Annotated in this window: 13 protein-coding genes and 6 pseudogenes; 4 read left to right on the top strand and 15 right to left on the bottom strand. The window is 46.0% G+C overall.

What is annotated here, in order from left to right:
• Nucleotides 1-3 precede the first annotated feature (3 nt).
• The 3 genes from GHH_RS10635 to GHH_RS10645 all read left to right on the top strand — a co-directional run bounded on the left by GHH_RS10635 (nt 4) and on the right by GHH_RS10645 (nt 2,888).
• Nucleotides 4-786, top strand: coding sequence for an ABC transporter ATP-binding protein (locus GHH_RS10635; protein ID WP_015375175.1), 783 nt, complete (start codon nt 4-6; stop codon nt 784-786).
• Nucleotides 787-1,647: an ABC transporter permease gene (locus tag GHH_RS10640; protein WP_015375176.1), complete on the top strand. Its 861-nt coding sequence runs from the start codon at nt 787-789 to the stop codon at nt 1,645-1,647.
• Between the two features lie 209 nt (nt 1,648-1,856).
• Complete coding sequence (locus GHH_RS10645) at nt 1,857-2,888, top strand: ABC transporter substrate-binding protein (protein ID WP_015375177.1); 1,032 nt, start codon at nt 1,857-1,859, stop codon at nt 2,886-2,888.
• A 105-nt stretch (nt 2,889-2,993) separates the two neighbouring features.
• On the opposite strand, the pseudogene GHH_RS10650 reads toward GHH_RS10645, so the two are convergent.
• The 3 genes and pseudogenes from GHH_RS10650 to GHH_RS10660 form a co-directional block, all read right to left on the bottom strand.
• Nucleotides 2,994-3,593 (bottom strand): annotated as a pseudogene (locus GHH_RS10650) (IS66 family transposase); the annotation flags it as partial.
• Nucleotides 3,594-3,795: 202 nt separating this feature from the next.
• A complete protein-coding gene (locus GHH_RS10655; protein ID WP_015375180.1) occupies nt 3,796-4,596 on the bottom strand; it encodes an ExeA family protein in 801 nt (266 codons plus the stop codon).
• Nucleotides 4,589-5,432 (bottom strand): annotated as a pseudogene (locus tag GHH_RS10660) (DDE-type integrase/transposase/recombinase); the annotation flags it as partial. The gene GHH_RS10655 and the pseudogene GHH_RS10660, both read right to left, overlap by 8 nt.
• Before the next feature lie 191 nt (nt 5,433-5,623).
• On the opposite strand from GHH_RS10660, the gene GHH_RS10665 reads away from it, so the two are divergent.
• Nucleotides 5,624-6,991 carry an ISLre2-like element ISGsp3 family transposase gene (locus tag GHH_RS10665; protein WP_015375182.1) on the top strand — a complete coding sequence of 456 codons (1,368 nt, stop codon included), beginning with the start codon at nt 5,624-5,626 and terminating at the stop codon, nt 6,989-6,991.
• 151 nt (nt 6,992-7,142) lie between these two features.
• Here GHH_RS10665 and GHH_RS10670 read toward each other — a convergent pair.
• From GHH_RS10670 to GHH_RS10730, 12 genes and pseudogenes are all read right to left on the bottom strand, one after another.
• Nucleotides 7,143-7,559 (bottom strand): annotated as a pseudogene (locus GHH_RS10670) (helix-turn-helix domain-containing protein); the annotation flags it as partial.
• 140 nt (nt 7,560-7,699) lie between these two features.
• Nucleotides 7,700-8,258: pseudogene (locus GHH_RS19535) on the bottom strand (DUF6431 domain-containing protein).
• Nucleotides 8,259-8,409: 151 nt separating this feature from the next.
• Nucleotides 8,410-8,601 (bottom strand): annotated as a pseudogene (locus GHH_RS10680) (IS982 family transposase); the annotation flags it as partial.
• Between the two features lie 394 nt (nt 8,602-8,995).
• A complete protein-coding gene (locus GHH_RS10685) occupies nt 8,996-10,276 on the bottom strand; it encodes an IS110 family transposase (protein WP_015375185.1) in 1,281 nt (426 codons plus the stop codon).
• Between the two features lie 91 nt (nt 10,277-10,367).
• Complete coding sequence (locus GHH_RS10690; RefSeq protein WP_015375186.1) at nt 10,368-10,973, bottom strand: NTP transferase domain-containing protein; 606 nt, start codon at nt 10,971-10,973, stop codon at nt 10,368-10,370.
• A 21-nt stretch (nt 10,974-10,994) separates the two neighbouring features.
• Nucleotides 10,995-12,086: an XdhC family protein gene (locus GHH_RS10695; protein WP_015375187.1), complete on the bottom strand. Its 1,092-nt coding sequence runs from the start codon at nt 12,084-12,086 to the stop codon at nt 10,995-10,997.
• Nucleotides 12,083-12,388, bottom strand: coding sequence for an AraC family transcriptional regulator (locus GHH_RS17755; protein WP_081601535.1), 306 nt, complete (start codon nt 12,386-12,388; stop codon nt 12,083-12,085). The genes GHH_RS10695 and GHH_RS17755 overlap by 4 nt, the downstream gene beginning before the upstream one ends.
• A gap of 89 nt (nt 12,389-12,477) precedes the next feature.
• Nucleotides 12,478-13,523: pseudogene (locus GHH_RS18340) on the bottom strand (IS630-like element ISBs2 family transposase).
• Nucleotides 13,524-13,896: 373 nt separating this feature from the next.
• The gene (locus tag GHH_RS10715; protein WP_015375189.1) at nt 13,897-15,261 is read right to left on the bottom strand and encodes an allantoinase; all 1,365 of its coding nucleotides are present in this window, start codon (nt 15,259-15,261) and stop codon (nt 13,897-13,899) included.
• Between the two features lie 13 nt (nt 15,262-15,274).
• A complete protein-coding gene (locus GHH_RS10720) occupies nt 15,275-16,762 on the bottom strand; it encodes an NCS1 family nucleobase:cation symporter-1 (RefSeq protein WP_015375190.1) in 1,488 nt (495 codons plus the stop codon).
• A 300-nt stretch (nt 16,763-17,062) separates the two neighbouring features.
• Nucleotides 17,063-18,319, bottom strand: coding sequence for an ArgE/DapE family deacylase (locus GHH_RS10725; protein WP_015375191.1), 1,257 nt, complete (start codon nt 18,317-18,319; stop codon nt 17,063-17,065).
• Nucleotides 18,320-18,351: 32 nt separating this feature from the next.
• Nucleotides 18,352-19,590 carry an allantoate amidohydrolase gene (locus GHH_RS10730; RefSeq protein ID WP_041470520.1) on the bottom strand — a complete coding sequence of 413 codons (1,239 nt, stop codon included), beginning with the start codon at nt 19,588-19,590 and terminating at the stop codon, nt 18,352-18,354.
• Nucleotides 19,591-19,722: the final 132 nt, after the last annotated feature.

The raw sequence follows: 19,722 nt of genomic DNA on the forward strand, positions 1-19,722 counted from the left end.
GCGGTGGACGCAATTCAAAACGAAGTTGTCTCATTTCAACATGTTAGTAAGATTTACAATACTGGCACTGTCGCTTTAAGCCAATTTCATTTTTCGATAAAAGAAGGGGAATTTATAAGTTTTCTCGGTCCATCAGGCTGCGGGAAATCAACGGCATTAAGAATGGTAGCAGGATTAGGCGAAGCTACTGAGGGCAAGGTAAAAGTGTTTGGGCAAAACCCTAAAGAAATTATAAAAAATACAAATGATATTGCGTTCGTTTTCCAAGATGCTAATTTACTTCCATGGAGAACAGTGCTCGAAAACGTATTATTACCGTTAGAATTAAGGGGGGCTGATAAAAAAAGACGTAAAGAGGATGCGATCAAAGTATTAGAGATGGTGGGGTTAAAAGATCATTTAAAATCTTATCCTAGGCAGTTATCCGGCGGAATGAAGATGAGAGTGTCTATTGCTCGGGCGTTAGCTGCAAAACCTAAAATGCTTTTAATGGATGAACCGTTTGCTGCATTAGATGAGATTACAAGACAGACTTTGCAGACGGAACTGCTCGAAATATGGAAAAGGGAGAATATGACGATTTTGTTCGTGACCCATAATGTATATGAAGCTGTATATCTTTCTACTAGAATTGCAGTGTTGTCAGCGCGGCCTGGCAGATTATCCTCTATTATCGATGTCGACCTTCCTTATCCAAGGGAGCGAACAGATGAAAGGTTTACAGAGTATGTCAATATTGCCGCGCGAAGTCTTGAGGATAGTACAACTCGAAGGGAGTTGGGATAAATGTCTGTACAAACAGCAACTACTCAAACGAAGGAAATTGTCACTCAACCCAATAATACTGGCAGACTTAAAGTACGGAACAAGTCAAAATGGAAGTTCATTGGTCCGATTGTTGCGCTTGTTGTTTTTCTTTCTTTATGGCAGTTTGTTCCGATTATGGTTGGTGTGAAGCCGTTTATACTTCCAAAACCGACAGATGTTATTCAAGCGGCGATTGAAGATTGGGATTTATTATGGCCAGCCATAAAAATAACGGTAGCTGAATCTGTGATTGGATTTTTAATAAGTGCCATCATTGGGATTGGCGTCGCGGTTTTATTAGCTAGTTCCAGAATTTTAGAAATAAGCATTTACCCATATGCGGTTATTTTACAAACGATACCAGTTGTGGCCGTTGCACCGATCGTTGTTATCTGGTTCGGTTCAGGCTTCAACTCGATTGTGATGATTTCATTTTTAATCGGATTTTTTCCCATCATTTCAAATACTTTAATGGGATTGAATTCAGTCGACAAAAACATGAGCGAATTATTTACTTTATATAATGCGTCAAAATGGCAAAGAATGTGGAAGCTTCGAATACCAGCTGCTATGCCTTACATGATGACCGGGTTAAAAATATCTAGCACACTATCTATCGTTGGTGCTATTACGGGTGAATATATAGCAGGGATTGGCGGAGGGAAAGGTGGTTTAGGTTATGGTATTACGGTCGCAGCTGTTCAATTAAAAACACCATATTTATTTGCTTGTGGAATTGCCGCTGCTATTTTTGGGATTGTCTTTTACCTTCTCATAAGTTTGTTTTCTCATTTCATGCTTAGATCATGGCACGAATCAGCGATGAAGGGAGACAAATAAAATCTACGCAATGCGCGTTTAAAAAGAGATTTATATAAATTTAACATAATATTGCTTATTACTGGCATGAGTGGAATTAAGTTTAAAATCAGAGCAATTAATAGCCAATGGCTTGCTGAATTAAGGGATAAAGTTGGGAGCAGTTTAATATTTTCAAAACTACAATTTTGGTAGTAAAAAACAAAGTGCTATACGAGGGGGAAAATAAAATGAAGGCATTGCGCAAAGCAAATTTTTTATTAATTGGGATTATATTCATGTTTATCCTTGCCGCCTGCAGTGGGCAAGAGTCGAACAGTTCGACAAGCGAGGGAAATAGCAATTCAAATGAAGAACAAAAAAACTTAAAAGATGTAAAAATTGTATTAAACTGGTTCCCTAAAGCGCAGCATGGCGGTTTGTATGCAGCACAAGAAAATGGATTATTTGAAAAAAAAGGTTTAAAAGTCACGATTGAACCGGGCGGGCCGCAAGTATCCTCTATTCAAATGGTTGCATCTGGAAGTGCTGACTTTGGACTTGCACATGCTGACCAAATGGTTATTGCTAGAAATCAAGGAATTGAATTAGTCGCCGTAGCTGCTGCCATGCAAGGAAGCCCGCAAGCATTAATGTTCCATAAAGGGAAAGGAATCAATGATTTTGATGAATTAAATGGAAGAAAAGTGTATATTCAACCTGGTATTACGTATTGGGATTTTTTAAAATCAAAATACAATTTAAATAATGTACAAGAATTGGCTTATACTGGCCAACATTCGAATTTTATTAGCGATGTCAATTCCGTAAGCCAAGCCTTTGTTACATCAGAGCCGTTCTTCTTAAAAAAAGATGGAGTAGAGGTCGAAACGAAGTTAATATCTGATGCAGGGTATAATCCGTATAACATAGTCTTATATGTTACAAAAGACTATTTAGAAAAAAATGAAGAAACTGTAAAAGCTTTTGTAGAGGCTTTTGTTGAAGGATGGTATTTATATAAAGATTCTTACGAAGAGATCAATAAAGTGATTCAGAAAAACAACACTGATATGGAGTTAGAATCTTTGAAATTTGAAGCGGAAGCACAAAAAGATTTTGTATATGGAGGGGATGCAGCAGAGCATGGAGTCGGGTATATGACTGAAGAACGCTGGGCAACACTTATTAAACAGTTGTATGATCTAGGTTTATTAGAAAAGACGTTTGATGCAAAAGAAATTTTTACAACCAAATATTTGCCAAGACGTGAATCGAAGTAAAATCTGAAAACAAAAGCTGGGCAGCTTCATGGTTGCTCAGTTTTTTGTTTTATAAATGTAAACGTCAAATAGCCCCCACCTTTTTGAAGGCCGGAGCTTAAGGTATTATTTAGTTAGCTGATTAAAAGCAATACATGTAACAGGGAGTGTGGTTGACCAAGGAAGCATTTGATCCAATGCATTCTTGTCTGACAAATCCATATTGGGAAGCTGCTCAAAAAGATAGCGAAGATAGTAATATGGATTTAATTGATTCGCTTTCGCTGTCTCCACAATGCTGTAGATGATGGCACTTGCTCGTGCACCTTGTGGTGTATTGGCGAAAAGCCAATTTTTCCTTCCTATGACCACCGATTTGATGGAGCGTTCGCTGCGATTATTATCGATCTCCAGTCGCCCATCCTCTAAAAAGGCTATTAATTTGTCCCATTGGTTCAGACAGTATGCAATGGCTTTTCCTAGTGCGCTCTTTGGCAACACTTGTTGTTCTTGCTTTTGAAGCCATGACAAAAAAGCGTCTAAGATAGGCTTGCTTTGCTTTAGACGTTCTTCATACCGATCTTTAGGATCTAATTTTTTTAATTTACGTTCCACCGCAAACAGTTGATTACAGAAATTCAGGCCTTCGGTTGCGGTCACTGGTTTTACACTATTGGCGGGCATGGATCTTATGGCGTCTGTAAATCCTCTACGCGCATGAGTGTAAACTAGCACATTATTTCAGAATCCCTTTTTCAAATTATTTCAGGCGGATTCGGAAATAATGTGCAAAATTTTTGCGGATTGTTCCGGATTTTGCACATTCTTTCGGAACATTTGCACGCTCTTTCAGATGAAGATTTCCAGCGCGCCTGATGGACCTATGGAAAAGAGAAAGCACAAAAGAGCCGATTCGGCCCCTTTCGTGCTAATACCCCATTTCCTCTGCGGCCATGCGCACCATTTCTTCGTCAATGGCGTCCTTTTTCAGCTGATACCCGTATAACAGGCACGTCGTGGCCAACGTGTTGATCACCCGAGGCCATCCCCGCGACTGCAGGGCAATCGCCTCTAACGCCGATGGAGTGAAGATCTGATGCTTCGCCCCGGCCTGTTTCATCCGATGTTCGATGTAGCCCGCCACCTCTTCCTTCTCCAGCGGCCCCATCCGGTATCGCATGATGATCAGCTGGTCGAGAGGGCGGTGCTGATTGAGCCGCAGCTTCCCCTGTAAATGGGGCAGCCCGGCCAAAATCAAGACAAATGGGTTGGTCGAATCCATCTCAAAGTTGAATAAGATCGCGATGTCCTGTAAAAATGCATCCTTTGCTAAATGCATCTCGTCCAAAATGAACACCGGCGTGATCCGTCGTTCATGATACAATCGCTCGATCGCCTGCTGGATTTGGCGGAAGAGATCTACCTTGCGGTACTTCGGTTCCTCTCCTAATCCCAAGGCCAGTCCACGGTAAAAATCCATCACGCCTCCGGTGGATAACGGAAAGTAGACGACATGATACAATGATGGATTCAATGACTCTTTCAGCGCCCGAAGGGCGAACGTCTTGCCCGCCCCCGGCTCTCCGATCAACAGCCCGATCCCCCGGGTTCGTTTCACGTACTCCAGCGCCCGCAACGCTTCCTGAAATGACGCCCCTTGATACGCCTCGGACGGGTCTGTTTCTTTCGCAAACGGCTCCCGCGAAAGGGAGTAAAACGATTTATACACCGTGTTCTCCCTCCTTCGCCGGAATCGCCGCAAACGGGGACCGATGGCGTTTTACATAGGCGTTGTCCTCCAAACGAACCCGAACGGCCTCCGCCACCTTCCTTCCATCTTCGTACACATAGACGCCCCGTTCGTCATAGCGGAGTTCAATCGATTGCCCAATGAACCGGGGCGGCACTTCATACAGCTGCTTGTTCAAGGTGATCGTTCCATCGGCTTTGACCTTGCGGTGCTCCCGCTTCAGAAAAATCGCATCCAGCCAATCGCCATCTTCGATGAACGACACGAGATGCACTTGCGATTGAAACACCTCATGCGGCGTTTTTCCGTCCAGTGAGGCGTGCGGTTTTCGATGATACTCCTCTTCAAGCCACTTCCAAAAACGCTCGTTCAACTCGTCAAGCGATTTCGGCGGATTCAGCTCCAACAGTGGATAAAACCGTGTCTGTACGGTGCGGAAGAACCGTTCGATTTTTCCCTTGCTTTGCGGGTCATACGGCTGGGTGTGGATGAGTGTAATCCCCATCTCGGCGCACGCATACTGCAGCACCTCGGACCGATAAATTTTCCCGTTGTCCGAGTAAATGCGTTTCGGCTTCCCGCAACGAAGCACCGCTTCCTTCGTGACGATCCGCAGCCCGTCAAACTTCTCCGAAGGGAAACTATACGTACGGCACAAACCGCGAGCAGTCATCGATATACGCGATCAAAAACGTTTTCTGGGCTTTCCCATGGACGCGAATCGTGGGTCCATGGGATAAGTCCCCTTGCCATAGCTCATTGATCTGGTCATACGCAAAACGCTTTCGCTCCGGCATCGGCAAGATTTCTTTTCCGTGTGAGTAAAATATTTGTGGGTGACATTCCGAAATGATCCCCGACGAGGGTTGCGAACTTTTGTTCGCGACGCTCGTCGGGGCCACCAAGCGAAGCGCGGTAGAAAAAAGCAAATGTCATGCAAAAAGGACTCTCTCCCTGCTATGATGGTGATTGTCAACATCAACCGAAAACAGGAGGGAGAGAGTCCATGAAACATCTTACCACAGAATGGCCTTTATTAAAAGAGCTGGAGGAACAATTAGTCAGAACTCTTCAAAAGGTGTTCGCTGTCTTGTTGGCGGCCCTTTTGGAGGAGATTGATCAACAACTGGCGGAAGCGCGGGACAAGCGCCGGTATCAGCTGAAAGACAAACGGCCGACTACGATCCAAACGCTGTTTGGAGAAGTGACGTTTCGACGGAACTACTACTATGACCGGCAAACGGGGAACTATACCTTCTTGCTGGATGCCGAATTAGGCTTTGATGGGGCCCGATCGATCAGTCCTTGCCTCGAGGAAACGGCGGTCGAGTTGGCCGTAGAGTGCTCTTCCTACCGCAAAGCGGCCCGTACGTTGGAGTCGATCGTGGGGTATGCGGTCATGAGCCACGAGGCGATTCGCCAACTGGTGCTGGAGGCCCCTGTCTCGCTGCACCGCCCTGTTTCCCAACGGCACGGCCGGGTGCTGTTTGTGGAGGCGGATGGACTGTTTATTTCCCGCCAGGGGAAAGGGAAACGGGCGAAAGAAGAGAAAATCCTGGCGGTTCACCAGGGATGGAAACGAAACGGTTCGCAGCTCGAGCTCGTGAACCGGCGCCACTACCTCCATGAAGGGGAGGGAGACGTGTGGGAACGGTTCGAAGAGTGGCTGATGAACGAATATGCCTATGATCCGTGCCGGGACCTGTTGATCATCAACGGCGACGCGGCGTCGTGGATCACGGCCTGCCGGGAGTATTTTGGGAAGCGGGCGTGCTTTCAGCTGGATCGATTTCATGTGGCGCGGGAGCTGCGTCAGTGTCTGTCCGGCCATCCGCGTTGGCGGGAGGTGCGGAAGAAGCTGGCGAAACAAGACGAAGAGGGGCTTCTCGTGGAGCTGAACAGCGCGGTCGGCACGTTGGAGGACGAAGCGAAAGAGAAGCAGATGGCTGCCATGATCCGCCGGATCGAGTCGATGCCGGGATGCATCCGGGACTATCGGGAGTGGCTGTCGGAGCAAGGGGTGGAGACGACCGGCATGCGTCCGATGGGCCACGCCGAGAGCGTGATGAGCCGGTTTGCGCATCGGGTGAAATCCCGCCGCAGCTGGAAAGACCAAGGGCTTCGGGCGTTTCTGAGGGCGATGGCGGCCCGAATCGACGGGATTTGGCGGAGAAATGGGCAGTTGGTGGAGGAAGAAGAGACCCGAACGGCGGCCTCGGCCTCAACAAAGTCCAAGCGGATCGAACAGGCCAAACGGAAGGCCGGACGGTTATGGGCAGATGTGGTGCGTCAGAATCTACCGTGTCTGCAGCGGTCATCCGGGACACCGATCCATCAAGCGTTGTCGGCGCTCCGGGATGGTGGTTGGGTGTAAAAAAATGGAATATCGTATCATCGCCTCAAGATGAGGGATGAGAGTCCGAAAGCGCTTACGATATTAATTCCTGAAAATGGTTCGCTAACTAGTGATTGACAACGCCCGTAGTGAACCGAAAAAATGTTCTCCACAAAGTCTTGACTGACTCTTCTTTTCCCACCAGGTTGTGTTTTTTCAACAATCGGTATATAGTAAAGTAAGAGGTATGATTTTCTGGGATTTCCCCCTGCTCGATCAGGTGTTCGTAGAACACCGTCACGGGCATGGTGGGATGTTCTTTTCTTAGGGCTAAAATATGATCCTCATCATCGGGCGACAGACGCCTTGAGTGGCCGCGGTCCGAACGGCGCTTCGGCTTTAAGGCGTCAAAGCCCCCTTTTTTGTATCGGGTGCACCAATCGAGGATCGTCTTGGCTGCGATTCGTTTGTCGCCCTGGTGGGGAACATGGTGCACTCGCTCGCTCACCTCTTTCAGATACGTCTTCGGTTCCACCTGCCCATTCACCAACGGAGCGATTAGCCCGTACCGAAACAGGGCAATGTCGTGTCTCATCGACTCATCCATTCGAATCTCCTCCTGGTCTCACTTGGAATCAGGACCGTTCCGGTCCGTCTGCCCTTATCGTACCGGATCGCTTTTTCTCCGTCGATAGGAAAGGTTTGTGGGAACCTCAACTATTTCCAATTTAGGGCATGTATGTAAAATCAGGATCCCATTTGATTCGCAAAAGGGTGTCGGAATCCGTCCTCCCACATGTCTCTGATGACCGAATCAAGACCGTGTTTCTCCAACGTCCGGATCCACCAGGAAGCCCGTTCCTTTTCTTTTTTCACGATAGGGCCTATGATCCTCCACCGCCTCGCAAAAAAGCTATGAAGGCTTGATAGGTTTCGGTAGAACCGTCGGACATAAAAGATGATGCCGTCCTTTGTCAGGAGGAACGGAGCCCGGTTCGTCCCCTCGGTCAATCCCAACTGCTCTTTTCACAACTTGCCATATGGCGGACAACGTATACTGAAAATACGGGAGGAGAAAGGAAGGCAGCACACTCACCGTCTTCAAGCATTCCCGACAGCGATACCGGACAATCCAAATGCGATCATCACCATGTGGGGTCAATGCGTTTCGCTCATCGTAACCGTGGCGGTGCAACGGGCGCTTGGCCCGGCAATGCGGACACTTTTTCAGAAGAGGGAAGTCGTTTTCTTTTCCACGCTCTGCATACGTTTGGACGTCAATGCCAAAGTCATGAAATTGAATCACGTCCTCCTCCCCCTCCTATGAACCGATGGATTTTCTCTTCCGAAATAATTCACAAAAAATTTAGCACATTCTTTCAGAAAAGGGGAGAGGGCTTTCTGAAGGAATGTGCAAAAAAATGGCTCTTTTGTTCCGAAATAAAGTGATAATTTACAGTAAAACCGAGCAGCTTTCCTAAAAGATGAATGGCGATGATGACAGCGTCCTCTTGCTTGACCAAATGGCGATTTCGACGATGAAGATGCACCTGAATGCATGAAAGTTGAGCAGAAACAAAAACGAAAATGGCGGCATATTGCTTTTGAATCTTGGCCCGATCTGTAGTAAAATGAAAGTGCTCTTGCATAGGGATCCTCCCTCTAGAAATGTTGATCTATCAAGGCTTTTCGGCCTCTCAGGGGTGTCCAAAAAATATTTTTCGACAAAATCCCTTACATCCTTTTTCAGTTTTGTGGATATCTTACAGACCTAGGGTGCGCTTCGCGGCCACGGCTGGGGATATTTTCCTTCCGTGGGGAGAAGCGTATTCGATGCTCCCTTTGGATCTCCGCGTTGCTGATGAGGACGAACCCTCCCATGTCTCCGGGCGTCTTCGCGCCAACATTCCCTCGTTCGGTCTCGTCATCAGGCGGAGGCCGGCCAAGCTCCTTTGGGGACTCAAGGTCGAATGGATAAAATCACGCCAGCTTCTCCGGTGTCATCTGGTTGTCCAACGATTCTTCCGTTCGCAGGGGGAGGCCTTAGGCCGCCCGTTGCACTTGGGACAAGACGTCCTGCTTCATTCGCTCCGCGTCAAACGCTTGTTTCTTCGTACAAATCGCAAACAGCACATTCAACAGCTTCCGGCACAAGGCGACAATGGATTGCTTTCCGGTCAGCGGGTTGACGGATCGGGTCGTGTAATATTCATGCAGCTCGCGAAACGCCTCGTTGTGCCGGATCAGCGGAATCATCGCCCGAAACAGCACCGAGCGCAGCCGTTTCCGTCCCCGTTTGGAGATGTGCTTTTGCCCTTTGCGCTGGCCGGAGGAGTTCTCCTTGAGCGTCAGGCCCGCCAACTTCACCAATTGGCGCGGGTCCCGATAATGGGCGAAGCTGCCGATCTCCGCCAACAGATCGATGATCGTGGCGTCTCCCAACCCGTCGACCGTTTTCAACCATTGATACTCCATCGTCGTTTGAACCAATGCCTTCAACTCGGCGTCCAGTGCGGCGATCTCCGTCTCCAATTGGCGGTATCGGCGGACGAGCGCGGCGATCTCAAACCGGGCCATCGTCGTCCCTTCCGTCACCCCAATGGAGTCCTTCGCGGCGTTGATCAACGCCTGAATTTTGGCCTTCTGCGGGCATTTCAGCCCTTCGCTTTGCCGGTACACCTCGATGAGCTCCTCGGCGGTCCGACCCGCCATATCGGCCGGAAACGGCGTCCACTCCAACACCGAAAGCGCCGTTTTTCCCAGATCGCGAAACACCGTCCAAAACTCCGGAAAATACCGGTCGGTCCAGCGGATGATCGCATTTTTCACCGCCGTCTGTTCCTTGCGGAGCTTCTCTTTGAGCGTGCTTCCCACGCGCAAATCGGCTTCGATCTCGTGCAGCAGCCGGGGAACGAGGAATCGTCCGTCTTTTGCCAGTCTGGCAATGACCAGGGCGTCTTTGGCGTCGTGTTTCGTCGGCAGGTTGTCATCGAGTTCTTTCGACCGGCACACATGCGCCGGGTTGACCATGACCAACGGGATCCCGTGCTCCTCGAGGAAGTAGGCCAGGTTCAACCAGTAGTGCCCGGTCGGCTCCACGGCGACGATCACCTCTGACTTCCCGAACGCTTGCATCGCCCCCTGAATCGCTTTATACAGCTGTTGAAACCCCTCTTTCGACTGGAAGATCGGGAACGATTTGCGAAGCACGCGCCCCCGGTCATCCACGAAGCAGGCGTAGTGGGTTCGTTTCGCGATATCAATACCCACGACAAGCGTTTGTTCGGTGACTTGATCAATTTTATAGTTTTGTGTACAATTCATCTGAAGTCCTCCTTGGTATGGTGAGTGATGTGGTTGACACCCCTGCATCATACCAAGAGGGCTTTTTTTGATCAAGTCCCCGGAAAAGCTCCTAACGGGAATGCTCCTTCCTAAGAAGCTGCTCATAGTCTTCCGGTGTATCAATATCACTTGGGAATGGTTTATCGATTCTAGCAAAACAGATCTTATTCGAGAACATTTTTAAAACAGATCTCGCGCCTTCATCGCCTGTTACATTGAAAAGATGCGGAAACATCGAGCAATCAAACAGAACAGGATGCCCTCTTTTCGATTGATAGCTTGCTTGGACAATGAGGGGGCCGCCATTCGATTCATAACATTCAATTACCGCATCTATATCATCTGATGAGACAAGCGGCTGATCACCAAGCAACACAACAGCAGCATCAGCCGTTAAAGGCAGATTCATCAACCCTGCTTTTAACGATGTTGACATTCCTTGTCCCGCCTGTTCATTCAAAACGAGTTTGCTCACGCACGACCTAGAAACTTCATTTCTAAGCTCGGCAACCTCGGGATTGACTACGACAACCACACCGCTTAAACGCGACTCCATACTTTCATCAATCACATGCCGGATAATAGGTTTACCTTTGTACGGAAGAAGCAGCTTTGGTTTTCCCATGCGCTTTGAAAAACCTGAAGCTAAGATAATTCCCCATATGTTCTTTCTCATCTTAATAGACTGGCACCTCCTTCATACAGAATGCGCCATAGATGCCAGTTGCGACAGTTTTCTTCCAGTTCCTCCTCTATATACCATCATGATTTCAGCCAAAATACTGAGTGCGATTTCTTCTGGCGTTTTCGCTCCGATATCCAGTCCAATCGGACTATGGATGCGATAGACATTTTCATTGGATAGGAGGGTGTTGCTTGTCGCAATCAATCTATCCGTTCTTTTTCTCGGTCCTAATAGTCCGATGTAGGCCGCATTTGAATTTAAAATAGATTCTAAAATTTCCCTATCATGCAAGAAGTTGTGTGTCATAATGACAACATATGAGTTTTCATGAAGGGAAACGTTTGGTACGCTACCAGCAGGATAGACATGAATGAAATCGGCTTCTGGAAAATTTTCCTCATTGCAATAAGATGAGCGATAATCAAGCACAGTAACTAGCCACTTCAAATTTTTCGCCATCTTGACAAGTGGAATGGCATCAGGACCCGCGCCGAAAACGATAAGATGAGGCGGTGGACTTATTGATTCATAATACACGTACAAATCTTGCTCGCCACCTAAATAAACCATTTCATTTTTCAAATCCTTTTTTCTCATCATATAATCGACGGCAATCTCCCGAACAGAGATAGGTATGTCGCTATTATCGAAAGCACTATCAATGACCCACATTTTCCCTTGCAGCGATTCGTCTTTCGCTTTCACAATCGTGACAGTGTGTAACGTTTTTTGAAGAGAGTCCGAAAAGTACCGATCAATAATAGCTGCCTTTTCAGGTTGTTTGGCAGGAAGATACGGCTGTAAAAAAGTATTCATTTTTCCGTTGCAACCAACCCCAAGACCCCAAACGATGTCATCGTCTCCGTAAAAATCATAATGGATGATGGTCGGTTTTCCAGTCTCTAGAACTTTCATGGCGTGTTCAATAATATCTGATTCCACGCATCCGCCACTTAAAAGCCCAGTAAGCTTCCGGTCTTCTGAAATAAAACATTTTGCTCCTGCTTTTTGATAAGTAGATCCTTCTGTCGAAATAATCGTTCCAAGTACTCCTGAAAGCCCTTCCTGTTTACAACGTTCCAATTCTTTTTTTATAGCAATCACGACTTTACCCCCTTTTCCTGAAAATAGAATTGCTCCCGATATTCACTTGGCGTTTTTCCCACAATTTTTTTGAAAGTAGTCGCAAAGTAGCCAGGATTAGAAAATCCCGTATTATGAGCTATGACTTCAATCGGCAGACTGGAAAATCTAAGTAAACTTTTCGCTTTCTGCACTCTAACAAACGACAAATATTCCACAAATGTCATACCGACTTCTTCTTTAAATAATCGACTGAAATAAGATGGGCTTAAATATACCTGATCTGCTACCTCTTTTAGCGTAAGAGAGTATCCATAGTTCATCTGAATAAACTGAATAGCGCTTTCAATAGGGTTTTTTAAGTCTGAAGAAAAATTTCTATTCCCATTGATATATAAGTTGAATTAAAGATTTACAACTGAACACACAAACGATCGATCGTTTGTTCTGGTTTCTGGTTGATTCGCTGAATAAAGGCTTGGACATTCTTTCTAATTTCTTGCACACTCGAATAGAGCACGTTGTAAATCACGTCTGATTTCAGCCATTTCCATAGCCCTTCAATCAAGTTCAATTGCGGACTGTATGGTGGCAAAAAGACGAGCTCTAACCGATCTTCGTGTTCTTTTAAAAATGGCTGAATGAGTTTGGCATGGTGAATTCGAGCGTTATCTAAAATCATCACTATTTTGCCTGTGGGATAGCGTTCTAACACAAGTTGAAGAAATCGAAGAAATGTTTCCGCGTCATAGCGTTCTTCTTCGATGCAAAACACTTCCCCTGTTTCGTAGTTCAACGTGCCAATCAGCTTCAGCCCTTGATGTTTTCCAAACGTCGGAATGATTCGTTGTTTTCCTTTGACAAACCATGTTTTTTGAATTGCTTAGTAATCACGAATCATCGACTCATCTTGAAAGAGGACATGGGCGATGTTCCCATCTACCAGTTTTTTTTTACTTCAGGGAAGGTGATTTCGACGAATTCTTTTTGTTTCTCTTCATCGGCATTGGCTAGTGTATAGGTCGGTTTCGTATAGCTTAGCCCTAACCGATGCAGAATGTCACTTGTTCCGCGAAGCGTGTATGTTGGCCCCCACTTTTGTTGAATGAGTTCAGCGATTATCGCAAGCGTCCAATTATATTTTGCTTCGAATCCCACATCTACGGGGAGCTGATGTTCAATGATCAAAGCCAGCTCTTTTTCCTGCTCAGGGGTCAATCGACGTGGGGCGCCAGGTGAGTATTTCATCTCCAGTCCATCAAGACCGCGCTGGGCGTAGGCATGAATATAGTTATAAATAGTTTTCTTGGATCGACCAATAATCGTTGCGATTTCTCCTTTGGTATATCCCTGCAAATGAAGATAAATCGCTTGGTAGCGTTCATATGCTCGTTTACTTTTTGCTTCTTTCATGGCAGTGGACAACTTTTCGATCTCGTCTTTGTGATTTGGCATCATATTTTCTCTCCGTTCCCCTATTTTCTCTTTGTATTTATTCGCCGTGGAACGGGAGAAAACCTTTATTTCAATTTATATAGATCAATTTCCTCTTATTTATTTTATGTAACAGAAAACCACCAGTGTTGAAAAAGACGCCGATCAAATGTTTCTTTATTGAAAACCTACTTTGCGATGGACTCTTTAAATGTCCTGAACCAGTTGGAACAGCCACGTTGGTACGGGTTTCTCCGCCGTCTGTTACATGCGCGAATATGCATTATTATTCTGAATTTTTATATTTCTTCAAATATTATCCATTCATTTTCTTATCATTCTACTCTTTAGCTGAAATACTCATGCCATTTTCTTAGAAGAAGAAACAGGCTATAATTTATACTATTTGCCCAGAAATGTTGCTGTCAATTATTTCACCTCTTTGAAAAACAACCCTTCCGCGAAGAATTGTATGCGTTACTATCCCCCGGAAACTTTTCCCTATATACGGACTTTGTTGATGCCGATATAAAAGATCTGTTTCCTTCAGGACAAAAGAAGATTGCAAATCGACCAATGTCAGGTCAGCGTCACTCCCAACGGCAATAGTACCTTTCCGTGGATACAGACCAAACCGTTTTGCCGGATTGGTCGCTGTTACTCGTACAATGACTTCCAAGGGAATTCCACGCCGCCAATACCCCTCCTCAAGCATAACATTCAAGGTTGTCTGTGCGCCCGATATTCCGCCCCACAAACTGAAGAAATCACCGTTATCCGAAGCAACTTTCATTGCTGGAGGAGAAGGAGAATGATCTGAACCGATGATATCAATTTCACCGGATTTTAAAGCTTCCCACAGCGATTCTACATCCTCCCGTTCCCGCAGAGGCGGTGCACATTTCGCCATTCCGCCAAGCCGTTCCAGATCCTCAATGGTAAAAGACAGATAATGGGGGCAAGTTTCAACAGTTATATCAACCCCCCTTTGTTTTGCTTCGCTTATATACTTGATGACCTTACCACTGCTTGCGTGTACGATATGCAACTTGCATCCCGTAATTTCCGCATATGCCGCTGCCCTGCCTACAGCTTCGATTTCTGATATAACGGGACGGGAAGCCACATAATCCCGTGCAGTCCGATTCCCTTGTGATTTATACCAATCTGCGAGTTGTTTCGTAATGACATCACTTTCGGCATGGAGGGCCAGGATGGAACCCAGCCTTGCAATTTTTTGCATTCCTTTAAATAAAGTACAATCGTCTACGTGAGGGAACTCATCGATGCCGCTATCGGACATAAAACCTTTGAATCCAATAACACCTAAATCTTTAAGATGTTCCAGGGAATCCAGATTTCCTGGAACAAGTCCTCCCCAAAGGCCAAAATCAAGAATCGATTTTTGTATGGCCGCTTCTTTTTTGACTTGAAAGCCGTATGTCGATGTAGTCGGGGGACTGCTATTAAGAGGCATATCAAAGAAAGTTGTGACTCCCCCCGCAGCCAAACTTCGGGAGCCTGTGTAGAAACCTTCCCAGTCCGTCCGACCGGGTTCATTAAAGTGAACATGGGTATCGATCAAACCGGGCAAGACGTGCAGACCGAAAGCATCAATCTCTAGCTTGGCTTTTCTCCCTGACGGTATAGATCCAATTTGAACGATTTTTTGCTCGCACACGGCAATGTCCCCTTGAAATATTCCATCTTCGGTAACAATCTGCCCATTGCGTATAATAAGATCGTAACTACTTTCTTTCACGCCAATCCCCCTTTTACTCGATTACAGATATAGATTGAGTTTTATCCACAACTATTTGTTGATTGCGTTGCATTAATCCGCGGTAGGCGACGGCAGAAATCATTGCACCAATAAACCATGAAAAGGGAGCAAAATATGAAAACATTGGAACTAGTGCGACAATTGCAGCGAAAATAGATCCGATAATAAAGGCAGCCAACGCCTGTAGGTTAAACCCATTTTTATACCAATAAGGGGATGTGGCACCTTCCTTATAAAGAGAGTGAACATCAACTTTTTGCTGCTTAACTAAGTAATAGTCAATAACCATTACTCCGAAAATTGGACCGAGGAAAGCTCCAAGCCCTCCCAAGAAATAGTTGACAGCTACAGGGCTCCCATAAATTTTCCAGGGCATGACAAGAACGGACAGAATCGCGGTAATAATCGTTCCTTTCTTGAAATTTATATGTTTCGGCGCTGCATTGGCAAGATCATATGCAGGAGATACAAGGTTCGCGACAATATTAATGGCTAACGTTGCAACGATGAAAACAATTGCTGCAATTAAATTGACCACACTATTCTCAATCTTTTGCACGATCAAAACAGGATCAACAATTGCCTCACCAAAAACTGTAATTGTACCTGCTGTAATAACTACAGTAGCCAAGGAAAATGCTGTCAAGTTAACTGGTATACCATAGAAATTACCACGTTTTGTTACCTTTGTTGAAGTAGAAAAACGTGTAAAATCACAGGCATTCAACATCAGTGTCGAGAAATACGCTACTACCAATGCGATTGCCGCAAAGAAAGAATGAATTTGTTTACCTGCAGACGCTTCAACAAATCTGTCCATGATGTTGATATTTCCATTCGCCTTAACAACGATCCAAATAAGCAAGAACAGCATCATCACATATACTGCGGTACCCGCAAAATTATCAAATTTGCGAATCTTCTCCATGCCATATACTGCGATAAGCAATTGCCAAGCCCAGAGAATCAGGAATCCGATCCACCCCAATAAAGAAAGGCCTAGAAAAGATGTATCATTTAGAGTAACTAAACCCGGCATAAATAGTAGCAGTACACCGACCACCGCATTCGAGGCAAGGTATGTTTGTATGCCATACCAAAAAATCGCGATAATTCCCCGTATAAGCGCCGGTATGTTTGCACCAAACACGCCAAATGAAATACGCGCCATAACGGGGTACGGAAGACCCATTTTCGTTCCGGGAATAGAGAGTAGGTTGACAAAATAATTTACAAGCAGGGCACCGAGAATGATCGCAATGAAAACTTGCCAGCCTGCAAGCCCCAAAAAGAACAGTCCTGCAGCAAATGTATAGCCGCCGATGCTGTGCACGTCAGACATCCACATTGACAACAGGCTAAAGAAACCCCATTTTCGCTCCTTTGGCGGAGCCAAGTCCTCGTTGTAGAGCCGCTCGCTATAGTCGGTAATCGTTTCAGTAAATAATTCCTCCTGCACATTGTCCACTTTATTGTTCATTTGTAATCCCCCTCCCCATAGATTGTTATGAACTTGATTACTAGATTTGGTCATACCGTGTTACTTACTCACACTGTCTGTACACTGTACTCTCATTTTTGTTTCAAACACCAAACCGCAAGGATGTTCGTTGTGCTATAGCAATAAACAAAAAGTGTAATGACAAGAACACGGTTGGATTCCATCACATTCAAAGGATTTTGGGCACTCCTTGGTAGGCAATTCTGTTTCCACAACGACCAGCCAACTCGCGGTACCAAGGAGTCCTCTTTTGTTGTTTAAAGCGCAAAGAGAATAAAGTTATTTGTCTGTCCGAAGCAAATCATAAAGAGTAAGTGCCACAATTTTTGTTGCTTTGACCAAATCTTCAATCCGGACATGTTCATCCGCCCGATGGCCGTTGGCTTCCAACAAGGTCCGAGGACCCGCGCCAAACAGGACGACAGGAACTCCGGCTTCCGCAAAATGTCTCGCATCGGTGTACAACGGAATTCCGTGAATCTCTGGCTCTCCGTCCATAATTTCTTTCCAGTTTGCCATAAGCGTCTGGATCAATGGGGAATCTACCGGTGTCGGCTTGAAGCTTTTCGCCAGCAGTATGCGTTCAAACTCCGCCCGGATTCCTTCATAGCGCTTAACCACCTGTTCCACCAGTTCGCGAATTTCCATTTCCACCTGTTCCCCGTCTTCCTCAGGGATCAACCGGCGGTCAATCCGGATTGTGCACTGATCCGGCACCACGTTAGTGTTGATTCCTCCCGAGATTAATCCGACTACTAATGTGGGAGACTCGATTCCAGGAACACTGGAACGTTTTTGATCTAACGTCCGGCGATAGTCGTACAGCGCCTGTAGCACACCGGTCATCGCTTCGATGGCGTCATGTCCTGTATACGGCGCTGCTGCATGTGCCGACTTGCCTTTGATTCGTATCTCAAGGTGCAGACATCCGTTATGGGAGTTTACAATCGAATACGTGAATCCAGCTGAAAACGCCATATCCGGCTGAATATATCCCTTTTCGATCATCCACTTCGGACCGATTTCTCCGCCTGTCTCCTCATCGAAGTTAAATGCCAAGGACGCTTTGCCCGACAACTTCTCTGTCACTTGACGAAGGGCCATGACCGCGAAGGTATACGATGCAATGTCCGATTTGGATACGGCAGCACCGCGACCATACAGCTTCCCGTCAACGATTTGTCCGCCATACGGATCATACGTCCAGCCAAGTCCCGGCGCCACCACATCTCCATGAGCGTTGAGGACAATTTCAGGCCCTTTTCCGTCCCCAAAGATGGTTTTAGCGACAACGTTTGCCACCCGAACCATCCCTTTTTCCCTGACTTCCTCCGGGTCTACTTCCAACAGCGCGACATCTTCAAATTGAAAATCATGCAGACGTTTATAAATGTGCTCTGCGATGGCATAACAGTCGCCCGGCGGATTGTCCGACGGTATGGCGACCAGTTCCCGTAGAAATTTGATGAGGTTGTGCCTTTCAGATTCAATCCATTGCAAAATTTCCTGCTTCGCTTGACATTTGATAGTTGCCATTGATGATTCCCCCTTCTAATCTTAAGACTTTTTTATGATGTCAACTTCAGAGCAACATCCAGCAGCACAGAGGTTCCTATTTTAATGTCCTCGGCTGCTACAAATTCGTCAGGATGATGACTCAGACCATTTTTGCATCTGACAAAGATCATGCCAATGTCAGTTATAGAAGCTAATGCCATCGCATCATGTCCCGCTCCGCTAACAAGTCGAACTGACTTCATTTTGCGCTCCTCGAGAACCGAAGAAATCACATCGATAAAACGACTCGAACATAGCACAGCAGGAGATTCCATGACTTTTGTAAACTCGCAAACTAATCCCCGTTGTTTGGCAATCTCCTTACATTCCTCTATGATTCGGTTCAGTGCGGTTCTTCTAGTTCCATCGTCAATCGACCGGACATCAAGTGTTCCTTCGACCAATCCCGGAATCACATTGCTGGCCCCCGGAAATACAGACAGCTTTCCTACGGTAGCCATCAGATTCTCATATTGGAGAACGATCTGTTCGATTGCCAGGATCATTTCTGCTGTTCCGGCAAGTGCGTCTTTTCTCAGCGGCAACGGTACGGTTCCCGCATGCCCCACTAATCCTTCCACCCGGAATTTATATCGGGACTGTCCAGCAATCCCGGATACGACCCCGCAGGCTTGATTCATTTGTTCAAGAATTGGACCTTGTTCAATATGCAATTCAAGATAACCAAGGATTGTTTTCGGATGACGGGCAGCCGTGTGGTATTGAAATGGATCAAGACCGATCTCTTTCATGGCTTCTGCCAATGTAATCCCATTTGCATCTTTCGCAAACAGTTCTTCTTCCCGCAGATTACCCGCAATTGCCCGACTGCCAAGCAGCGTTGTATGAAATCTAGCACCTTCCTCATCGCAAAAGCCGATCACTTCAATTGGATTGTTGGGTCTCATACCGTTTTCATATAGGGTTTGAATCACTTCAATCGCTGCAATCACGCCAAGTACCCCGTCATATTTCCCAGCTTCAATGATAGAGTCGAGATGCGACCCAATGAGCAGTACTGGCGCGTCAGGCCATTTCCCTTCGTAACGACCGATGATATTATTAAGACCATCCCTGCGAACTGTCATGCCTGCTTCCTGCATCCATTGCGCCACCAGCTCATTAGCCATTTCGCTTTCCCTTGAAAAGGAAAGGCGGGTCACTCCTTTTTTAGTCATGCTGCATTTCGCAAGTTCTTCAATCCGCCGTACGATTCGATCTGCGTTTACTTTTTGATAAAGCGTCTGCATCCCCACTCTCGCCTCTTTCTTTTTCAAATGAAAATAAATGTTATATAAAATGTTATAAAATATAACATATTGTGTTATATAAGTTGATTTTAGCTTGATTTTCCTCTATAATCATTGGTAAAATCGCTATAA

This window comes from Geobacillus sp. GHH01 (genome assembly GCF_000336445.1).
GTDB lineage: Bacteria > Bacillota > Bacilli > Bacillales > Anoxybacillaceae > Geobacillus > Geobacillus zalihae.